Annotated in this window: 14 protein-coding genes; 3 read left to right on the top strand and 11 right to left on the bottom strand. The window is 67.2% G+C overall.

Annotation, left to right across the window (positions count from 1 at the left end):
- Positions 1–46 precede the first annotated feature (46 nt).
- The 8 genes from QSJ18_RS08285 to hpf form a co-directional block, all read right to left on the bottom strand.
- Entirely contained in the window at positions 47–1,396 is a 1,350-nt protein-coding gene (locus QSJ18_RS08285; protein WP_286325882.1) for a fatty acid desaturase family protein, read from the bottom strand.
- Positions 1,397–1,584: 188 nt separating this feature from the next.
- Positions 1,585–2,709, bottom strand: coding sequence for a GNAT family N-acetyltransferase (locus tag QSJ18_RS08280; RefSeq protein ID WP_286325881.1), 1,125 nt, complete (start codon positions 2,707–2,709; stop codon positions 1,585–1,587).
- Between the two features lie 72 nt (positions 2,710–2,781).
- Entirely contained in the window at positions 2,782–3,897 is a 1,116-nt protein-coding gene (locus tag QSJ18_RS08275) for a ferredoxin reductase (protein ID WP_286326000.1), read from the bottom strand.
- Between the two features lie 120 nt (positions 3,898–4,017).
- Complete coding sequence (locus QSJ18_RS08270; protein ID WP_286325880.1) at positions 4,018–4,584, bottom strand: DUF6912 family protein; 567 nt, start codon at positions 4,582–4,584, stop codon at positions 4,018–4,020.
- Between the two features lie 116 nt (positions 4,585–4,700).
- The gene (locus QSJ18_RS08265; protein WP_286325878.1) at positions 4,701–6,158 is read right to left on the bottom strand and encodes a wax ester/triacylglycerol synthase domain-containing protein; all 1,458 of its coding nucleotides are present in this window, start codon (positions 6,156–6,158) and stop codon (positions 4,701–4,703) included.
- A 42-nt stretch (positions 6,159–6,200) separates the two neighbouring features.
- Positions 6,201–6,785, bottom strand: coding sequence for an Rv3235 family protein (locus QSJ18_RS08260; protein WP_286325876.1), 585 nt, complete (start codon positions 6,783–6,785; stop codon positions 6,201–6,203).
- Positions 6,786–6,940: 155 nt separating this feature from the next.
- Complete coding sequence (secA, locus tag QSJ18_RS08255; protein WP_286325875.1) at positions 6,941–9,772, bottom strand: preprotein translocase subunit SecA; 2,832 nt, start codon at positions 9,770–9,772, stop codon at positions 6,941–6,943.
- Between the two features lie 193 nt (positions 9,773–9,965).
- Entirely contained in the window at positions 9,966–10,787 is an 822-nt protein-coding gene (gene hpf, locus QSJ18_RS08250) for a ribosome hibernation-promoting factor, HPF/YfiA family (protein ID WP_286325874.1), read from the bottom strand.
- 396 nt (positions 10,788–11,183) lie between these two features.
- Between hpf and QSJ18_RS08245 the strand changes: the two genes are divergently transcribed.
- On the top strand, positions 11,184–11,879 hold the full coding sequence (locus QSJ18_RS08245; protein ID WP_286325873.1) for a ComF family protein: 696 nt from the start codon (positions 11,184–11,186) through the stop codon (positions 11,877–11,879).
- Between the two features lie 28 nt (positions 11,880–11,907).
- Here the strand turns inward: QSJ18_RS08245 and lpqB are convergent, their stop codons facing one another.
- From lpqB to mtrA, 3 genes are read right to left on the bottom strand one after another with little or no spacing between them, the layout of a single operon-like run.
- The gene (gene lpqB, locus QSJ18_RS08240; protein ID WP_286325872.1) at positions 11,908–13,665 is read right to left on the bottom strand and encodes an MtrAB system accessory lipoprotein LpqB; all 1,758 of its coding nucleotides are present in this window, start codon (positions 13,663–13,665) and stop codon (positions 11,908–11,910) included.
- Positions 13,658–15,331, bottom strand: coding sequence for an MtrAB system histidine kinase MtrB (gene mtrB, locus QSJ18_RS08235; protein WP_286325871.1), 1,674 nt, complete (start codon positions 15,329–15,331; stop codon positions 13,658–13,660). The genes lpqB and mtrB overlap by 8 nt, the downstream gene beginning before the upstream one ends.
- The gene (gene mtrA, locus QSJ18_RS08230; protein WP_462476024.1) at positions 15,328–16,005 is read right to left on the bottom strand and encodes an MtrAB system response regulator MtrA; all 678 of its coding nucleotides are present in this window, start codon (positions 16,003–16,005) and stop codon (positions 15,328–15,330) included. The genes mtrB and mtrA overlap by 4 nt, the downstream gene beginning before the upstream one ends.
- 122 nt (positions 16,006–16,127) lie before the next feature.
- Between mtrA and QSJ18_RS08225 the strand changes: the two genes are divergently transcribed.
- Together QSJ18_RS08225 and QSJ18_RS08220 are read left to right on the top strand one after the other, a co-directional pair.
- Positions 16,128–16,763, top strand: a complete 636-nt coding sequence (locus QSJ18_RS08225) for a dTMP kinase (RefSeq protein WP_286325870.1) — start codon at positions 16,128–16,130, stop codon at positions 16,761–16,763.
- A 388-nt stretch (positions 16,764–17,151) separates the two neighbouring features.
- The gene (locus tag QSJ18_RS08220) at positions 17,152–17,694 is read left to right on the top strand and encodes an Rv0361 family membrane protein (RefSeq protein ID WP_286325868.1); all 543 of its coding nucleotides are present in this window, start codon (positions 17,152–17,154) and stop codon (positions 17,692–17,694) included.
- Positions 17,695–17,775 lie beyond the last annotated feature (81 nt).

Genomic DNA, 17,775 nt, shown 5'->3' with positions numbered 1-17,775 from the left:
CGGATCCCGCCGAGTGGACGGACCGCCGATCTCCTCCGGACACGCCTCAGGCCGCGCGATCGTCGCCCCCGACCACATCCCTACCGACCACAGTCCGCGCGACCACATCCCGGCCGGCACCGGCGCGCCCACCCCGACGTCGGCGCCCGAGCCCGGCGATGGCCGAGACCAGTCCACGACGACGGCCGGTGGCCGGATCGAGGGTCGAGTGCAGACGGCCATCATCGGGCAGCCCCTGCTTGAAGCGACGCTCGGACGCGGTCTCGGGCGCGTCGTCGGCGGTCGCACTCAGGTACTTGTTCGGCAACGACAGCTTGGCGATCGTGCGCCACGACTTCGCGTACTGCATCGGGAACGACCCGGTCGTGTAGGGCAGATCGTATTTCTCGCACAGGGCCTGCACCCGCACCGAGATCTCGCGCAGCCGGTTGCTCGGCAGGTCCGGGTAGATGTGGTGCTCGATCTGGAACGACAGGTTGCCGCTCAGGAAGGCCAGTACCGGTCCGGAACGGAAGTTGGCGCTGCCCAGCATCTGTCGCAGATACCACTGCGCCTGGGTCTCGCTGTCGATGTCCTGCTTGGTGAACTTCTCCGCACCGTCGGGGAAATGCCCACAGAAGATGACCGCGTTGCTCCACACGTTCCGAATGACGTTGGCGGTCGCATTGGCCGACGCCGCCTTACCGAAGGCACGCAGGTAACCGGTACGGCGACCGGTGGTCGCGGCGACCATCGCCGGGTAGACGACGTAGTCCTTGCCGGCTTGCTTACCGATCTTGGTGGCGACATCGCGCAGGTCACGGCGGAACTGCTCACGGTCTTCTTCGGTCCGGCGCTTCTTGCCCAACTCGAGGTGCTGCACCGCGACGCCGTACTGAAAGGCCAGCGCCAGCAGCGTGTTGTAGGCGAGATTGCCGAGGTTGAAAGGACGCCACCGCTGGTCACGCGTGACCCGAAGCAGGCCGTAGCCCACATCGTCGTCCATCCCCAGCACATTCGTGTACTTGTGATGGACATAGTTGTGGGTGTGCTTCCAATGCGCCGAGGGGTCGGTGTTGTCCCACTCCCAGGTCGACGAATGCACCTCGGGATCGTTCATCCAGTCCCACTGGCCATGCATGACGTTGTGGCCGAGCTCCATATTCTCGACGATCTTCGCCACACCCAGGGCGCCGGCGCCCGCCAGCCACAGCGGACGCTTCGTCGAACCGAAGATCAGGCCGCGTCCGACGAGTTCCAGTGCTCGCTGGAATCGGATCGTATTGCGCAGGTAGCGAGCGTCGCGCTCACCGCGGTCGGCCTCGATGTCGGCACGGATCGCATCGAGTTCGGCGCCGAGAGCCTCCACGTCGGAGGCAGACAGATGCGCATATTCGGGGATGTCGGTAATCGCCATCGTGGAGAGCTCCCTTTCGCCGCGTTCCGTTTCCTACGTTTCCGTAACTTACGCAAGCGTAGGTTGGTGCGCACCGACCTGTCCACCCGTTCCCCGAATCGCCCATGTGATCCACAACACTCTGCGGTACGGACCCAGAATTCCGGCGCTCGCGTGAATGCCGACGCCCGGTAGTCGAAGTCCGCCCGTCAGCGATCAGCGAGAAGTTCGTAACCGACGAGATCCTCGAAGACACCACCGGTACGGGCCGCGCTTTCCTGCACCCCGATCACGCGGAATCCGGCGGCACAGGCCAACGCCTTACTCCCGGCATTGCTGTCCGCGGCGAACATCGTCAGCCTGCGCAGCCCGAGCTCGCCGAAGCAGTGCGGCACCACCGCGCCGAAAGCCTCGCGCAGCACACCGCTCCCGCGGGCGTCGGGATGCGTATAGAAGCCCGCCTCAGCGCCGGTCACGTCGTCGATTCCGAAGATCGAGATGTCGCCGAGATACCGGTCGGTGTCCTTGTCGGCGACCGCCCAGGTACACGTCTCACCGCAGGCCGCCGTCCACCACTTGCGGGTCCGTTCGGCACCGGCATCGGCGAGGGTGAGCGGATCGGGCCGGCCGAAGAGGTACCGCCGCGAGATCGGGTCGTCGAGTGTTTCCCGGATCCGCGGGTCGTCCGCCTCGACCAATGGCCGGAGCCGGAATCGTTCGGTGCTGAACGTCGTGGCCCGCCACGTCGACTGCGGGCTACCGAGGTGCTCCGGTCGCAGGGTCCCCACCCAGGCATCGCGCAGTTGTTCGTGCCACGACAGCCCGTCCCGGATACGCGCCTGCAGGGTGAACCCACAGGCATGAGCGACGCGCAGACTCCCAAGATTGCCCTCGAACGCCCGCCACTCGACCACGCGCACACCGAGCACCTCGAACGCATGGCGCGCAACCATTTCCACGGCTCGACGCATCACGCCCCGGTCGCGAGCGGCGGGATGCAGGCCGAATCCGATACCCGCGCGCGGACCGTCGAGCCGCAGATCGACGTTACCGGCGAAGTGACCGTCGACCTCGATCGCCCAGCGCAGATCGCTGCGGCTGCGCCAGCCCGCAGGCACGGTCTCGAACACGAAGCGGCGCGCATCAGCCCGGCCATACGGATGCGGAATGGTGGTCCAACGCAGAGTGTCCGGGTCGGCGGCGAATTCGACGATCCGGTCGAGGTCGTCGAGTTCATGCGCTCGCAGCGTCACCACGCCGTCGGTCAGCACCGGGACTTCCCGCGGGAAGTCGAAGTCCCGTTCGTCCTCTGTCAGCCCGGCCGCGGTGGACATGTCGACCAGACTAATGGCCGATCCGCTTCCCTTCGACCCGATTTGGTCACACCGCAGCCCGCCGACGCCGGATCAGACGTCGAGCGTGCAATCTCCGGCCGCCGCGCTGATGCACGTCTGGATACGTTCGCCCTCGACATGTTCGACACCCGAACGAAGGTCGCGCACACACCCCTTGTCGACCATCACCACGCAGCTCTGGCAGATACCCATCCGGCAGCCGAACGGCATGATCACCCCGGCAGCCTCGCCCGCCTCCAACAGCGTGGTCGCGCCATCGATCTCGGCCGTCTTGCCGGTCCGGCCGAAGGTGACCGTACCGCCCTGCGCGCCGACCAGGCCGCGTTCGAGCGCGAACCGCTCGATATGCACCCGGTCCTCCAGACCGGCGTCGCGGTAGAGGTGATGGATCAGATCCAGGAATCCGCCGGGACCGCAGGCCCAGGCCGTCCGCTCGCGCCAGTCCGGGCACAGCTCGCCGATCCGCACGGGGTCGAGCTTGCCATCGGTGCGGGTGTGCTGCACATGCAAGTCGATCAGCCCGTCGGCCGCCATCTCCGCCAGTTCGTCGGCGAACAGCAGGTCGTCCGGCGTCGGGGTCGAGTGCAAAACCCGAATATCAGTGCGCTGCTTACGGTGTCGCATCATCCGTAGCATCGAGATGATCGGGGTGATACCACTGCCCGCGGTGACGAACAGAATCTTGGCCGGAACCGGGTCGGGCAACACGAACTCGCCCTGCGGCGCCGCCAGCCGGACCACGGTGCCCGGCTGCACACCGTTGACCAGGTGGCTGGACAGGAAACCCTCCGGCATCGCCTTCACGGTGATGTCGATGGTCTTGTCCGCGGAACTGGTGTGCGGCGTAGAGGTGAGCGAATAGGACCGCCATGTCCAGCGACCCTCCATCAGCACACCGATGCCGATGTATTGGCCGGGCGCGTAGTCGAAGGAGAAGCCCCAGCCCGGCCGGATGCGGATCGTCGCGGTGTCCTCGGTCTCGCGCTCCACCGCCACGACCTTGCCGCGCAGCTCCCGCGCCGACCACAGCGGATTGGCGAGATGAAGATAGTCGTCGGGCAACAGCGGGGTGGTGATCCGGGTCAGCGCTGCGCGCGCCCACTGCGCCCCTTTGCTCCGTGCCGCGACATCCGCGACCGGCGCCTCGAAACGCTCCAGGAATCCCATGCCGATACCGCCTCGTCTGCGCACCGGCAGCGCCCGTGCGGCCTGCCGTACCAACTCTCCGCAACGATAACCTACGGAACCGTAGGTTATCCAGACCCGCAGGTCAGTAGACCGACTGAGTCACAAGAGTTCTAACAAAAAGGGTAGTTCCTGCGTCGCATACCAGGCGAGGTCGAAATCCTCTATATCCCCGATCGCGAGCTCGGCGTCGAGATCACCCATGTCGGCCGCGTCGACCACCACGACGGCGGCGCGCACCTTGTCCTCCGCCTCGGCGATGTCGACGTGCACCGATGCGATCGCCGCCCGCGTCACCGGCGAGGACACCTTGACCACCGCATCATCGAGGTCGGGCCGCAACGTCACCTCATCCACATCTGCGGCGACCACCACCCGACGCGGCGGCAGGCGTGGGGTATCACCAGGCTTCGTGACCTCGGCGTCGGCAGCCAGGTCGGCCGCGGCGGCACGGTCGCCCGCCTCGGGCGCCTCACCGGCCAGCAGACGCAGCGACGCCCGCGCGGCCTCCCGCATCGCGACCTCGGCGAGTTCCTCGTCGTCCCCGGCCAGAAAGGACTCCCGCAACGCCGGGGTCAGCGCGAAGGCGGTACCCCCGATCGGCCGGAACTCGCCGGTCTCGTTGAGTTCCATCAGCATCGCCAGGGTCGCCGGTAGATACACCCTCATCGTGCCGCTCTCCTCATAGATATCCCGCACCCGCACCAGGGCTGATCCCCCGCCGGTGCTGCCGTCGACAACTGTACGCAGAAACCGCGTCGGCCCCTGGCGTCCGGCGCGTCCGGTCAGGAAGTCGTGAGTTCGTTGTAGGACTCCAGCACGTAGTCGGCCATCGCAGGCAGGTCAGCGATCACGCCGCGGTCGGCGACGAAACCGAAGTGCAGGTGGTCGTCGTAGTCGACGACACTGATCGCCAGCGCCCGCTGATCCACCAACACCGGCACCGTGTACAACTCCTCGACCGCGTGACCGGCGACATACCGGTCGGCGACCGGACCGTCGCCGATCGACACCGGCACGTTGAAGCCTCGGGTGTTCAGCGACCGGAAAGCCCGCGAACTCAGTTCCGGGAACGGCACAACGCCCAGTTCGGGAAACAGCGGTCGGGCCCCCATCGACACCCGGCGCGGGGATTGCGCGTAGCGATTCGCCAGACCAGCAACCTGCGCGAGCCGCACGGTCGGATTCGCTTCGCCCACCGGGAGGTCGGTGAGGAAGCTGGGCTTGCCGAGGCCGAACCAGCCCGGGTCGGCGACGATCAGGTCGACGCCCGGATCACGCGCACCGAGCGGGACGGCAGCGCGAACGGTGTCGCCTGCGGCCACCGGATCCACCGACAGAATCCATTTGCGCATGACACCGGTGATGATGGCCAGTTCGACGTCGTTGACGGTGCAGCCGAAACGGTCGGCCACCTTCGCGCACCCGCGGCGGGGCACCCGCGCTGCGGTGAACATCCGCGTCGACGTACTCCCCGAATTGAGTGGGCTCTGCGGGGCCGAGTCGGTCAATTGCTGCACCACACCGCCGACTCGACGGGCGGAGGTCTCCACCATCGAGCGAATCCCCGCGACGACACCGTTGCCGTTGACCATCGTGTCGACCAGGTCGCCCGGACGGGAGAACGCCTCGGCCATGGCGTCGATGAGCAGGCCGGTCCCCCGCACCGGTGGCCCCGGCATCCAGACGTCGTCGGGCAGCCGCGTCGCGTCGGGCACCTCGTCGCAGATCACCTGACTGATCTCGCGAACGTCGGAGATCTCCTCGTCGGCCAGCAGGCAGCGGTGGGATTTGGTCAGGATGGCCAGCTTGCCGTCCGCGAGGCCCTCGATCAGGTACATCTCCCACAGCGGACGGGTCCGGTCGAGCGGCCGCGACATGATGCGCGACACCAGATCGGCGAGATCGTCGGCAGTACCCGGTCGGGGCAGGCCGGAACGGCGGATGTGGAAGTTGATGTCGAAGTCGAGGTCGTCGGCCCACACCGGGCGGGCCAACCCCAACGTCACCTCGCGCACCACCTGCCGATAGCGCGGCGCCAGCTGCAGGCGATTCTCGACGAGGTCGACCAGTCCTGCGTAGTCCAGCGTCTGCCGGTCCGATGAATCCTGATCCGACGCATCCGGCCCGGCCGGGGAATGTGGGGTCGGCTCGAGAATCAACAATGCACCCAGATGCGTCGTCGAGTGCGACTCGTCCAGGAAGTAGAACATCGCGTCACGCGGAGACAGGCGATTGACCACGGAACCGATCCTAGTGCGCGTCGGCCCCATTCCAGGCCCGCATCACGCGAGCGTCACCTCGACGAGTTGCCAGCGATACTCCACCCTGCCCAACACCGGAGGTCGGGGCCAACCCGCCGCACCCGCGCGTCCGGAACGGCACCCCTCGTCGACGCGGACTCGGCGGGGCAGACATTCGATGCGGGCGGCGAAGGCCCGCACCCGCTCACCGGTGGTGTAGCTGCCGAACACTTCGGCGGCCGTGGCGTCACACAGTTGCACATGCACTCGCCGCAATGTGGTCACCGACAGTCCGCTGCCCCGAAAAGCGTTATGCCGCACCAATCCGGCCACCTGGTCGACCACCGCCGCCGACGCGGTGCCGGTGAGCTGACCGATACCCCGGCGCCCTTCGACCACCTCGAACAGCACGCGGCACGCCCCGATGGCGAAACAGTGGGCGTCACGAGCGGCCCCCGCCGTCGAGGAACGCCCCGGACCCGGCGACGTGGGCCCGCGAGGGGTCTCCGGTACCCGCCGCGCAGCGTCTGGCCCGCGCACCGATGCGGCCAGCGGCACCGGCACGCGCATACCTGCGGGATGTTCATACGGCGGCGCCGGCCGGACCCGGACTTTCGTGATCTCCATGTAGAACCGACGCAGCGCATCCCGATCCGGTTCCACTTTCGGCGATCACCGCAACGCCCGACGCCCGCGACAACGCCTGACGCCCACCGCCGGCGAACGGCGGTGGGCGTCAGGAGCGTGGATCGGGATTCGTCAGACCACGGCGACGGTCGCGGTCAGCGACGCTTCTTCTTCGCCTTCGGCGGCTTGGGTCCGCTCTGCCTGGTGCCGGCCCGGGCCGCGGCACGGCGTTCACGCCGAGTCGCCGACTCGGCGGCGCCGAGTTCTTCCTCGGCCGAGTGCACGACGCGTTCGCCCTGCTCGCCGGGACCGGAAAAGGTCATCGGCACCTCGCCGTCGGCTGCCCCGGACGCCCGCAGCGCGGCCGGGACCTTGGCCCGTTCCGCGGCGGCGGCCTCATCGGCGGCCGACGCGGCGGCCGCCGACCGGACCGCCTCCTTGAGCGCCGCGGCGGTCGGCAGGGGCGGCTGCTCGGCGGGCTGCTCGGTCTGCACCTGAGCGTTGAACAGGATGCTCAGCGTCTCTTCCTTGAGACCGTCGAGCATGCCGGTGAACATGTCAAAACCCTCACGCTGGTACTCCACCACCGGATCCCGCTGGGCCATCGAACGCAGGTGGATACCTTCACGCAGGTAGTCCATCTCGTAGAGGTGATCACGCCACTTACGATCGAGTACCGACAACAGGACGCTGCGCTCGAGTTGCCGCATGGCGCCCTCACCGGCCATCTCGTCGATGTCGGCCTCACGCTTCTCATAGACCCTGCGCGCGTCCTCGATCAGCGTGTCCTTCAGCTCTTCGGCGGAGATGTCGTCGCGCTCCCCGTATTCGGTCTCACCGACGACCTCCTTGGCGTCCAGATCGATCGGATACAGCGCGCGCAGCGCGGTCCACAACTCGTCGAGATCCCAGTCCTCGGCATAACCCTCGGCGGTCGCACCGTCGACATAGGCGCCGACGACGTCATCGACCATCTCCTTGACCTGGTCATGATGATCCTCACCCTCGAGGATCGTGCGGCGCTCGCCGTAGATGATCTTGCGCTGCTCGTTCATGACCTCGTCGTACTTGAGGACGTTCTTGCGGACCTCGAAGTTCTGCTGCTCGACCTGGGTCTGCGCGCTGCGGATGGCCTTGGTGACCATCTTCGCCTCGATCGGCACATCGTCGGGCAGATTCACCCGGTTCATGATCGCCTCGAGTGCGGCACCGTTGAACCGGCGCATGAGTTCGTCGCCGAGCGACAGGTAGAAGCGGGATTCGCCGGGATCGCCCTGACGGCCCGAACGGCCGCGCAACTGGTTGTCGATACGGCGCGACTCGTGACGTTCGGTGCCGAGCACATACAGGCCACCGGCCTCCTTGACCGCCTCGGCTTCCTCGGCAGCCTCGGTGCGGGCGAGGTCGATCGCCTCCTCCCACGCCGCCTCGTATTCGTCGGGCGTCTGCACCGGATCGAGACCGGCCTTGCGCAGCCGGGTGTCGGCGATGATGTCGGGGTTGCCGCCCAGCACGACGTCCGTGCCTCGACCGGCCATGTTGGTGGCGACAGTCACCGCGCCCAGCCGGCCCGCCTCGGCGATGATCTGCGCTTCCTGCTCGTGGAACTTTGCGTTCAGCACGTTGTGCGGAATGTCGCGCTTCTTCAGCTGACGCGACAAATACTCCGAACGCTCGACACTGGTCGTACCGATCAGTACCGGCTGCCCGAGCTCGTGCCGCTCGGTGATGTCGTCGACGACCGCGGCGAACTTCGCCTCCTCGGTCTTGTAGATCAAGTCGGTCTGGTCCTTGCGGACCATCGGACGGTTGGTCGGGATCGGCAGCACGCCGAGCTTGTAGATCTGGTCGAACTCGGCGGCCTCGGTCTCGGCCGTACCGGTCATTCCCGACAGCTTGTCGTAGAGGCGGAAATAGTTCTGCAGCGTGACGGTCGCCAAGGTCTGGTTCTCGGCCTTGATCTCGACATGTTCTTTGGCCTCGATGGCCTGGTGCAGGCCCTCGTTGAACCGGCGTCCGTCGAGCACACGGCCGGTGAACTCGTCGACGATGAGCACATCCCCGTTGCGGACGATGTAATCCTTGTCGCGCTGGAAGAGTTCCTTGACCTTGATCGCGTTGTTCAGGTAGCTGACCAGCGGCGAATTGGCCGCCTCGTACAGGTTGTCGATGCCGAGCTGATCCTCGACGAATTCGACACCGGCCTCGTGCACGCCGATGGTCTTCTTCTTGATGTCGACCTCGTAGTGGACGTCCCGCTCGAGCAGCGGGGCGATCCGCGCGAACTCGACGTACCACTTGCTCGATCCCTCGGCCGGGCCGGAGATGATCAGTGGCGTACGAGCCTCGTCGATGAGGATGGAGTCGACCTCGTCGACGATGGCGAAGTTGTGCCCACGCTGGACGAGGTCGTCGAGCGAATGCGCCATGTTGTCGCGCAGGTAGTCGAACCCGAACTCGTTGTTGGTGCCGTAGGTGATGTCGGCGGCATAGGCCTCCCGACGCTGGTCGGGGCTCTGCCCGGTCAGGATCACCGCGGTCTCCAGCCCGAGGAAGCGGTGCACGCGCCCCATCCACTCGGAGTCGCGCTTGGCGAGATAGTCGTTGACGGTCACCACATGCACGCCATCGCCCGACAGCGCGTTCAGATACGCGGGGAGCACACAGGTGAGGGTCTTGCCCTCACCTGTCTTCATCTCGGCGATGTTGCCGTAGTGCAGCGCCGCACCGCCCATGATCTGCACGTGGAAGTGTTTCTGGTCCAGGACGCGCCAGGCCGCCTCCCGGGCGACCGCAAAGGCCTCCGGCAGCAGTTCGTCGAGCGTCTCTCCGTCGGCAAGACGTTTCTTGAACTCGTCGGTCTTCGCACGTAGTTCGGCGTCGGAGAGCGCTTCGATCTCGTCGGACAGCGCCTCGACATGCGAAGCGATGGCGTCGAGTCGCTTGACCATGCGGCCTTCACCGACACGGAGCAGCTTGTTGAGCACTGGGCAATCCTCTTGGTTGTCGACACAGGGTTACCGGCTGCGACAGCCCCCGCTCTCCCGCGGTGACCGACAGACCTCTTGACATGGTACGGGCACAAACAACCAGGGGTTGCAGCCGGAGCCGCGAGCGGGGCGGCGACGGGCCGCGACTGCATCGCAGTCGCGGCCCGTTGTCGGGAGATGGGGCGGCCGGTCAGGCCAGCCGGATCAGCCCATAGTCGAAGGCGTGCCTGCGGTACACCACCGACGGTTTGTCTGTCTCCTTGTCGTGGAAGAGGAAGAAGTCGTGGCCGACGAGTTCCATCTCGTAGAGCGCGTCGTCCACGGTCATCGGGACCGCCGGATGCTCCTTGATACGCACCACCTGGCCGGGGGCGTAGTCGGCGACGCCGTCGTCATAGGTCTTCTCGGTGATCGCCGAGCGTCCGGGATCGCCGACGAATCCGTCGACCGACAACTGGTCCTCACGCAGCGGGGGCGCACCGATCTCGGTCGCCTCGGCCACCGAGATCGGCCTACGGGTGCCGTGGTGCACCCGCCGACGGTCTTTGACCCGACGCAGCCTCGCCTCGAGACGAGCCAACGTATTCTCAAGTGCGGCATAGAAATTCTCACCGCAGGCCTGCGCACGCACGATCGGCCCCTTGCCGGTCGCGGTGATCTCCACCTGCTGGCAGGCCTTGGCCTGCCGTCGGTTGCGTTCGTGATAGAGCTCGATGTCGAAGCGGTAGATCGACGGATCGAATCGTTCGAGACGGGCGAGTTTGTCGCCGACGTACACGCGATAGTGGTCAGGGATCTCGACGTTGCGACCGCTGAAGTTGAGGGCGGCATCGGGTTGAGCGGGATCTTCCGACTCAACGGTGCCGGGCGGGAGGACGAACGCGAACTCCGGATCGTAGGAGTCCTCGGAACCCTGCGAATCGGGGGAAGCCTGCGCATCGGGCAGGTCTGCGGCACGCACGTCGCCGACCTTGGACTCGCGCTGGCCTTTGCGGTGGATGACTGTCGACATTCAACTACCTCCTGGAAAGAACTCCCCGACCCCGATCGGTCTGCCGTGATCTTTTGTCGCACTGACAAATCCGTCGACATCGGGAAAAGTGGCCATGCCAACCGATGGCTGGCACCCAGTTGCAGGGGCATCACCTCCTCGCCGGCCGGTCCGCCTCTCGCGAGAACCCTGAAGTCGAGAACTCCGAGTCGAGATGAACTCCGAGTCGAGATCGACCTTGTAGTCGCGGGCAACCGGCTATACCCCCGACCGTAGCCGGAAGTTCGCCGCGCGGCCACGTTTCCACGCACCGCGCGCCGAGATATTCGATACAGGTCTTTGGTCCCCCGTGCTCGCGCGATTTCCCTGTGGACAGCCGTGCGCCGATCCCCCGGCCGGCGGCTACCGTCGGCAGCGATGGACGAGGACCGAGGACCACGCGCACTGTTGAGTGCCACCATGCGGGCGGGCGCCGACCTCGTCGTGCCAGTGACCTGTGGTGGTTGTGGGCGTGCCGGCCGACACTGGTGCGCCCGCTGTGCGCGCCGGTTGTCGGATACCCCGATCGAATGTGTCCCGCGCGTGTCTCCGCATGTGCCGGTGTGGGCGCTCGGACGCTACCGCGGACCGCACCGGCACGCAGTCATCGCGCTCAAGGAACACGGCAGGCGCGACCTCGCCGAACCACTCGGGCTCGCCCTGGCCCGCGCCATCACCACCCTCGCCCGGTGGGCCGAACTACCCGATGCCGCCCGGCTGCTCGTCGTCCCCGCCCCCACCCGACGTCTTGCCGCCCGGCGCCGCGGTGGCGACCCGGTGCTGACCATCGCTCGGCACGCGGCCGAGGCCCTCGGAGCCGGGGTACGGCTCCAGCCGACGTTGATGATCGCCGCCGGTACGCGCGATTCGGCAGGCCTCGACGCACGAGAACGGGCCCGTAACCTACGCGGTGCGGTACGGCCGAGCCCGTCGGCCCGAGCGCCGGGGGCGGACGATGTCACCATCGTCGTCGACGATGTGCTGACCACCGGGGCGACCGTCGCCGAATCGGTGCGGGTGCTCACCACAGGCGGTCACCGGGTGGCGGCCGCGGTGGTGATAGCCGTGGCGTGAGCGGCCGATGGTGAACCGATCCGCCCGGTCAGGGCAGCAGCGGGACCGCACCGGGGATCATCGCCGGTTCCACCTCGGTCCAGTACTGGTCGGGCTGGCCGTTGGTACTGCCCAATCGCAACACCCCACGCTGGTCGCCGACGTACACCGTCGTCGAATTCGCCGCGACCGCTCGCACCGGCGGAGACACGTTGCCGCTGAGCAATCCCACCGCGGGAGTGCCGTTGACGGACAGTTGCACAACCGGAGAATCCGGGGCTTCGCGCGCCACCATCAAAGTGGTCGACGACGCCCAGGCGATCGAGACCACACGATTGCCGATGTTGTAGGCGGCGATCCGTGGACTGGTCAACGACACCTGACCGTCGGCATTCATCGACACGACCGCGAAGACGACCTGCCCGGCAACCAGGAGCGCCGCTCGCACGCCGTCCGGCGCGATCTGCAGCTCGCCGATGTCGCCGCGCACGGCACCGGCGACCGCCGAGGTGTCGACCGGCACCATCGAGGTGCCCTGGCCGTCGCGCAGCCAGCGCATCGGCCGCCCGTCGACCACCGCCCACACCGTGTCCGGACCGGCGCCGAAGGACGGGCGGGTGATACTGCGCCCGGCGATCACCTCCGCGACGTCGCCGCCGTAGTCGCCGATGGACAACCGGTATCGAGGTGTGCGCCCGGGGACCCCCGACACCGCGGCGACGCGTGTGCCGTCGGCCGAGATGTCGGCCGAGACGACATCGCGTGCGACCCCCAGCGGCCCCGGAACCGGTGTCGTCGCGCTCTCCGCGACCGCGAGTAGCGCACCGCCACTGACGATGTCGAGACCGACCTCGGTGGCCGGTACGGCCGTCGGGTCGAGTGCACTGACGTCGGCCGTCTGCCACCCCGACGCCCGCTCGGCGACCAGCGGCGCGCCGTCGGCGTTGATCACATAGGGGCCGCTGACCTCGGCACCGGACAGGGTCCAGACGATCTGTGCGGCGAGCGTCGTCCGATCACGGTTGGACGGATTGCCGAGCCCGGTCAGCTCGATCCGGACACCGCCACCGGACAGCGGCGTCACCGGTCCGCGCAATGCTGTTCCCGGCGGGAGCGCGTTGCCCACCGCGCCGGCCAGGTCGGTCGACGGGCCGGCGATCAGCCGGTTGACCAGAACTGTCGGATCACTGTTCTCACCGGCGTACAGCCACCGCGGATCGGGCACCAGGTGCTGAGCAGCCCGATCGGCGAAGTACAGCGACACCGGTCGGTATGACGCCTCGAACTGATCACGGTCGACCATCGAGCCCCGCGGGAGCGCGCCGTCGATTCGCCACTGGCCGCGCACCCGCACCAGGCTGATGCTGGTTTCCACCCGACCGTCCGCGGGGATGAGCTGACCGTTGGCGTGCAGGGTGCCGTAGTTGTCGCCGATCACGCGCATCCGCACCACATCTTCGTTGCGCTGATCGACGAAAATGCTGATCTCGTCGAGAATCAGGGCATCACCGCGGTCGTCCCACAGCTTCGAGGACGCCGGTGTCAGGAATTTGCGGGCCGCGCGATGTCCCGACTTCGGGTCCGCGGTGGCCTTGAGGAAGGACCGGACCAACGCCTCGGGATCCATGTCGGATTGCGGTACCGGGACCGCGTCGGTCGGTCCCTCCCGCTGGAACGACTTGATCGGCTGCGGCGAGGAGTTGTTGGGGACCGCACCGCAACCGGCGACCAGCATCGCCACCACGACGATCACCCATCCGACACCGGTGATGCCGAAGGCGCCCCGTCGCGCTCGCGGCTCACACATCGTCGGCCCCTGTCGACGGAGACCCCGACCGCCCGGCGCGGGTACCGGGGTTGCGGGTGGCCGAACCGACCGGCTTGAGCGGCAGCGGTGAACCCAGCACCTTGTGTCCGCGTACCAGCGGCAACGTCAGCCGGAAGCAGGCTCCGTTGCCGGGTTCACCCCACGCCTCCAGCCTGCCCTGATGCAGACGTGCGTCCTCGATACTGATCGCCAGCCCGAGGCCGGTGCCACCCGAACGCCGGAATCGCGACGGATCCGAACGCCAGAACCGGTTGAACACCAACTTTTCCTCCCCCGGACGCAATCCGATGCCCTGATCGCGGACCGTCAGCGCGACGGCATCGCCGTCGGACCGCATCGTCAGCGTCACCGGTCGGCGTTCCCCGTGGTCGATGGCGTTGGCCAGCAGATTGCGCAGAATACGTTCGACGCGACGCGGGTCGATCTCGGCGATGACCGGCTCGTCGGGCAGGTCCAGCACCAGCTCGGTGCCGGTGTCTTCGGCCAGATGCCGGACGGTTGCGAGTGCTCCGTCGATCGGGATCCCCATATCCATCCGCTCGGCGGCCAGTTCGGCCATACCCGCGTCGTGGCGGGAAATCTCCAGCAATTCGTTGAGCAGTGTCTCGAACCGGTCGAGTTCCTTGTCCAACAGTTCCACCGACCGCTTGCGCACCGGGTCGAGATCTTCGCGGCCCTCGTAGAGAACGTCACTGGCCATCCGCACCGTGGTCAGCGGCGTACGCAGCTCGTGACTGACATCGGAGGTGAACTGACGCTGCAGACCACCGAACTCCTCGAGGTGGGTGATCTGTTTGGACAGGCTCTCGGCCATGTCGTTGAAGGACATCGCCAACCGGGCCATGTCGTCCTCGCCACGTACCGGCATCCGCTCCTTGAGCCGGCCGTCGGCGAAACGCACCGCGATCCGGGATGCCGACCGCACCGGCAGCACCACCTGCCGGGACACCAGCCAAGCGATCGCGGCGAGAAGGCCCAGCAGCACCACGCCACCGGTCAGCAGGGTGCCGCGCACCAGGTCGACGGTGTTCTGCTCGTTGGTCAGCGGGAACACCAGATACAGCTCAAGTCCCGACACCGACGCGTTGGTCGGCGACCCGATGATCAAGGCCGGCTGATGCCCACCTCGACCGTCGGAGACCGAGGTGTACTGATAGGCGACCTGTCCGCCCTGCACCATGTCGCGCAGCGTCGCGGGCACCTCGTCGATCGGCCCCACCCCGGACGCCGCAGACGCATTCGATCCGTTCAGCAGCAGCACCGTGTCGAAAGTGCCCACCGCACCAGAGCTCTGCGCCGAGTCGGCGTCCCGGTCGGTCAGTAACGACCGGGTCTGCCGTAGCCGATTCTGCACCGACATGTTCCGGTCGGCGGTGGACAGATCGCGTTCGACGGCGACGCGCGCACGATCGATCTCCTCGGTCGCGGCGGCGAGCTTGACGTCGAGCAGGCGATCGGTGATCTGACTGATCAGCACGAAACCCAGGATCAGGAGTACGACAAACGACAGCACCAACGTCGAGACCACGACGCGCAGCTGAAGAGATCGGCGCCAGATGTGGCCGAAACTCCGGCCGAGGGCGCCGGCCGCGCGGGTGAACCGTCCGAAGGTGCTGTTGACGCGTCGCCGAGATCGACCGATCACGGCGGGCCGGCCTTGTAGCCGACCCCCCTCACCGTGAGGACCACTTCGGGATTCTCCGGGTCGGTCTCGACCTTCGCCCGCAACCGCTGGACATGCACGTTGACGAGTCTAGTGTCCGCCGGATGCCGATAACCCCAGACCTGCTCCAACAGCACGTCGCGGGTGAAGACCTGGCGCGGCTTGCGCGCCAGCGCGACCAGCAGATCGAATTCGAGCGGGGTCAGCGAGATGGGCGCGCCGTCCCGGGTGACCTTGTGCGCGGGGACGTCGATCTCGACAGGTCCGATCGACAGCAGTTCGGCAGGCTCCTCGTCGGTCCGGCGCAGCCGGGCACGCACACGCGCCACGAGTTCCTTCGGCTTGAACGGCTTGACCATGTAATCGTCGGCACCCGATTCCAGGCCGAGGACGATATCGACGGTGTCGGACTTCGCGGTGAGCATCACGATCGGCACACCCGAATCTGCACGGAGCACCCGGCAGACGTCGATCCCGTTCATGCCGGGCAGCATCAGATCCAGCAGCACGAGGTCGGGCCGGATCTCACGGACCGCGCTCAACGCCTGCGTACCATCACCGACCACGAAGGGCTCGAAACCCTCACCGCGCAACACGATCGTCAGCATCTCGGCGAGAGCGGCGTCGTCGTCGACGACGAGAATGCGGGGCTTCATACCTCTTATGGTGACACTCCCGTGATCGAACCGTGGTGATCGACGCGCCCAGAGCTGCGGATGTCGAGCCTGCGGCAGGTCGCAACCACCCCCGTCGACCCGACGTGGATATGCTGCCCTGCGTGGGAGAGCTGATCGCGGTCGAAGGGCTCGACGGGGCGGGGAAGAACACTTTGGTGACCGGTCTCGTCGACCGGTGGCGTGGCGCGGGGGCGGTGGTGACGACGCTGACCTTCCCGCGTTACGGCGCCTCGGTCACCGCAGATCTGGCCGCCGAGGCCCTGCACGGTGAACACGGCGATCTGCGCGAGAGCGTGTACGGAATGGCCCTGTTGTTCGCCCTGGACCGGGCAGGCGCTGCCGCCGACATCGAAAAGGCCCGACACACAGCCGATGTGGTGATCCTCGATCGCTATGTGGCATCCAACGCCGCCTATAACGCCGCCCGACTCGGGCAGGACGCCGACGGCGAGATGACCCGGTGGGTCGCCGATCTGGAGTTCGGCCGCTTCGGCATGCCCGTCCCAGACCGTCAGGTCCTCCTCGGCGTCCCGGTGGAACTCGCGCGGGCGCGTGCCGCCGCGCGCGCCGAGGCCGACGCCGCACGGACGCGGGACTTCTACGAACGTGACGACGACCTACAGACCCGCGTCGACGCCGTCTACCGGCAACTCGCCGCACGTGGCTGGGCGTCACCGTGGATCGAGTTCGACGGCCACGACATCGCGGCACTGGCCGCCGATCTCCTGCCTGAATGACTGGCGGGGTGATGTACCCGAACAGCACGACTAGCCTGGAAGCGATGACTTTCGCGGAGGTGGAGCGATGACCTATCAACCCGGCCCAGGGGGCGGTATGACGCCCGGTGGGCAGCCGGGCGGATATCGACCGGCTCCGCGGCCTTATCCCCCGCAGTACCCCACCGCGCCACCGAACCCGGGCCACCGTGCACAACCCGGACCTGTTGCCAACCAACCGGATCCGCGTCTGACAGGTCAGTACCGACCGGGCACTCCCCCGGGCGGCGGCTACTACAGTGCAGGTGGATACGGTGCAGGCGGGTACGGCGGCGGTGGGTACGGTGGCGGTGGGTACGGTGGCGGTGGGTACGGTGCGCCACAACCTCCGCGCCGCAAGGGACCGAAGGTGGCCGCCGTCGTCGGCGGACTGCTGGCCATCGGCGCGATCGTCGCGGTCGTGGTGACACTGTTGGTGACCAACTCCGGGTCCTCGGACGACTCCACCGATACCGCCGCATCGTCGACGACCCCATCGAGCCTGTCCGACGACTCCAGCACCCTGACCTCGCCGTCGGACACCTACACCTATCCGTCCACGCCCGGCACCTACCCGACCGTGCCACCCGGCGGCAGCACCGACTCGATTGCCATCCGCCAGGCGCTGCAGAACTACGTCGATGCGATCAACTCTCGCGACATCACCCGCATCCGGGCCACCGTGTGCAGTGAGAACCGTACGCAGGCAAAGGCACCCACCCGCGAGGGCAACATGGTCATCGACGCGGTCCTCGCCCCGACGATCGACGGCAACTTCGCCAAGGCACGGGCCCTGGTGCATCTGGAGGCGGGCAGTCGCCGATCCGAGGCCGAGCCTGCCGACGTCCGGTTCCTCAAAGAGAACGACCAGTGGCTGTACTGCCAGGGGGCAGAACCCGACATCGGAACCTGACATCGGGACCTGACATCGGAACCTGACGTCTGAACCGAACTGCCGGAAAAGCGACAGCCGGGCCCGAACGGATGATTCCGT

It is taken from the genome of Gordonia heveisoli (assembly GCF_030315745.1).
Lineage (GTDB): Bacteria > Actinomycetota > Actinomycetes > Mycobacteriales > Mycobacteriaceae > Gordonia.
The sequence above is the reverse complement of the archived record's forward strand: the minus strand, read 5'-3'. Positions and strand labels throughout refer to the sequence as shown.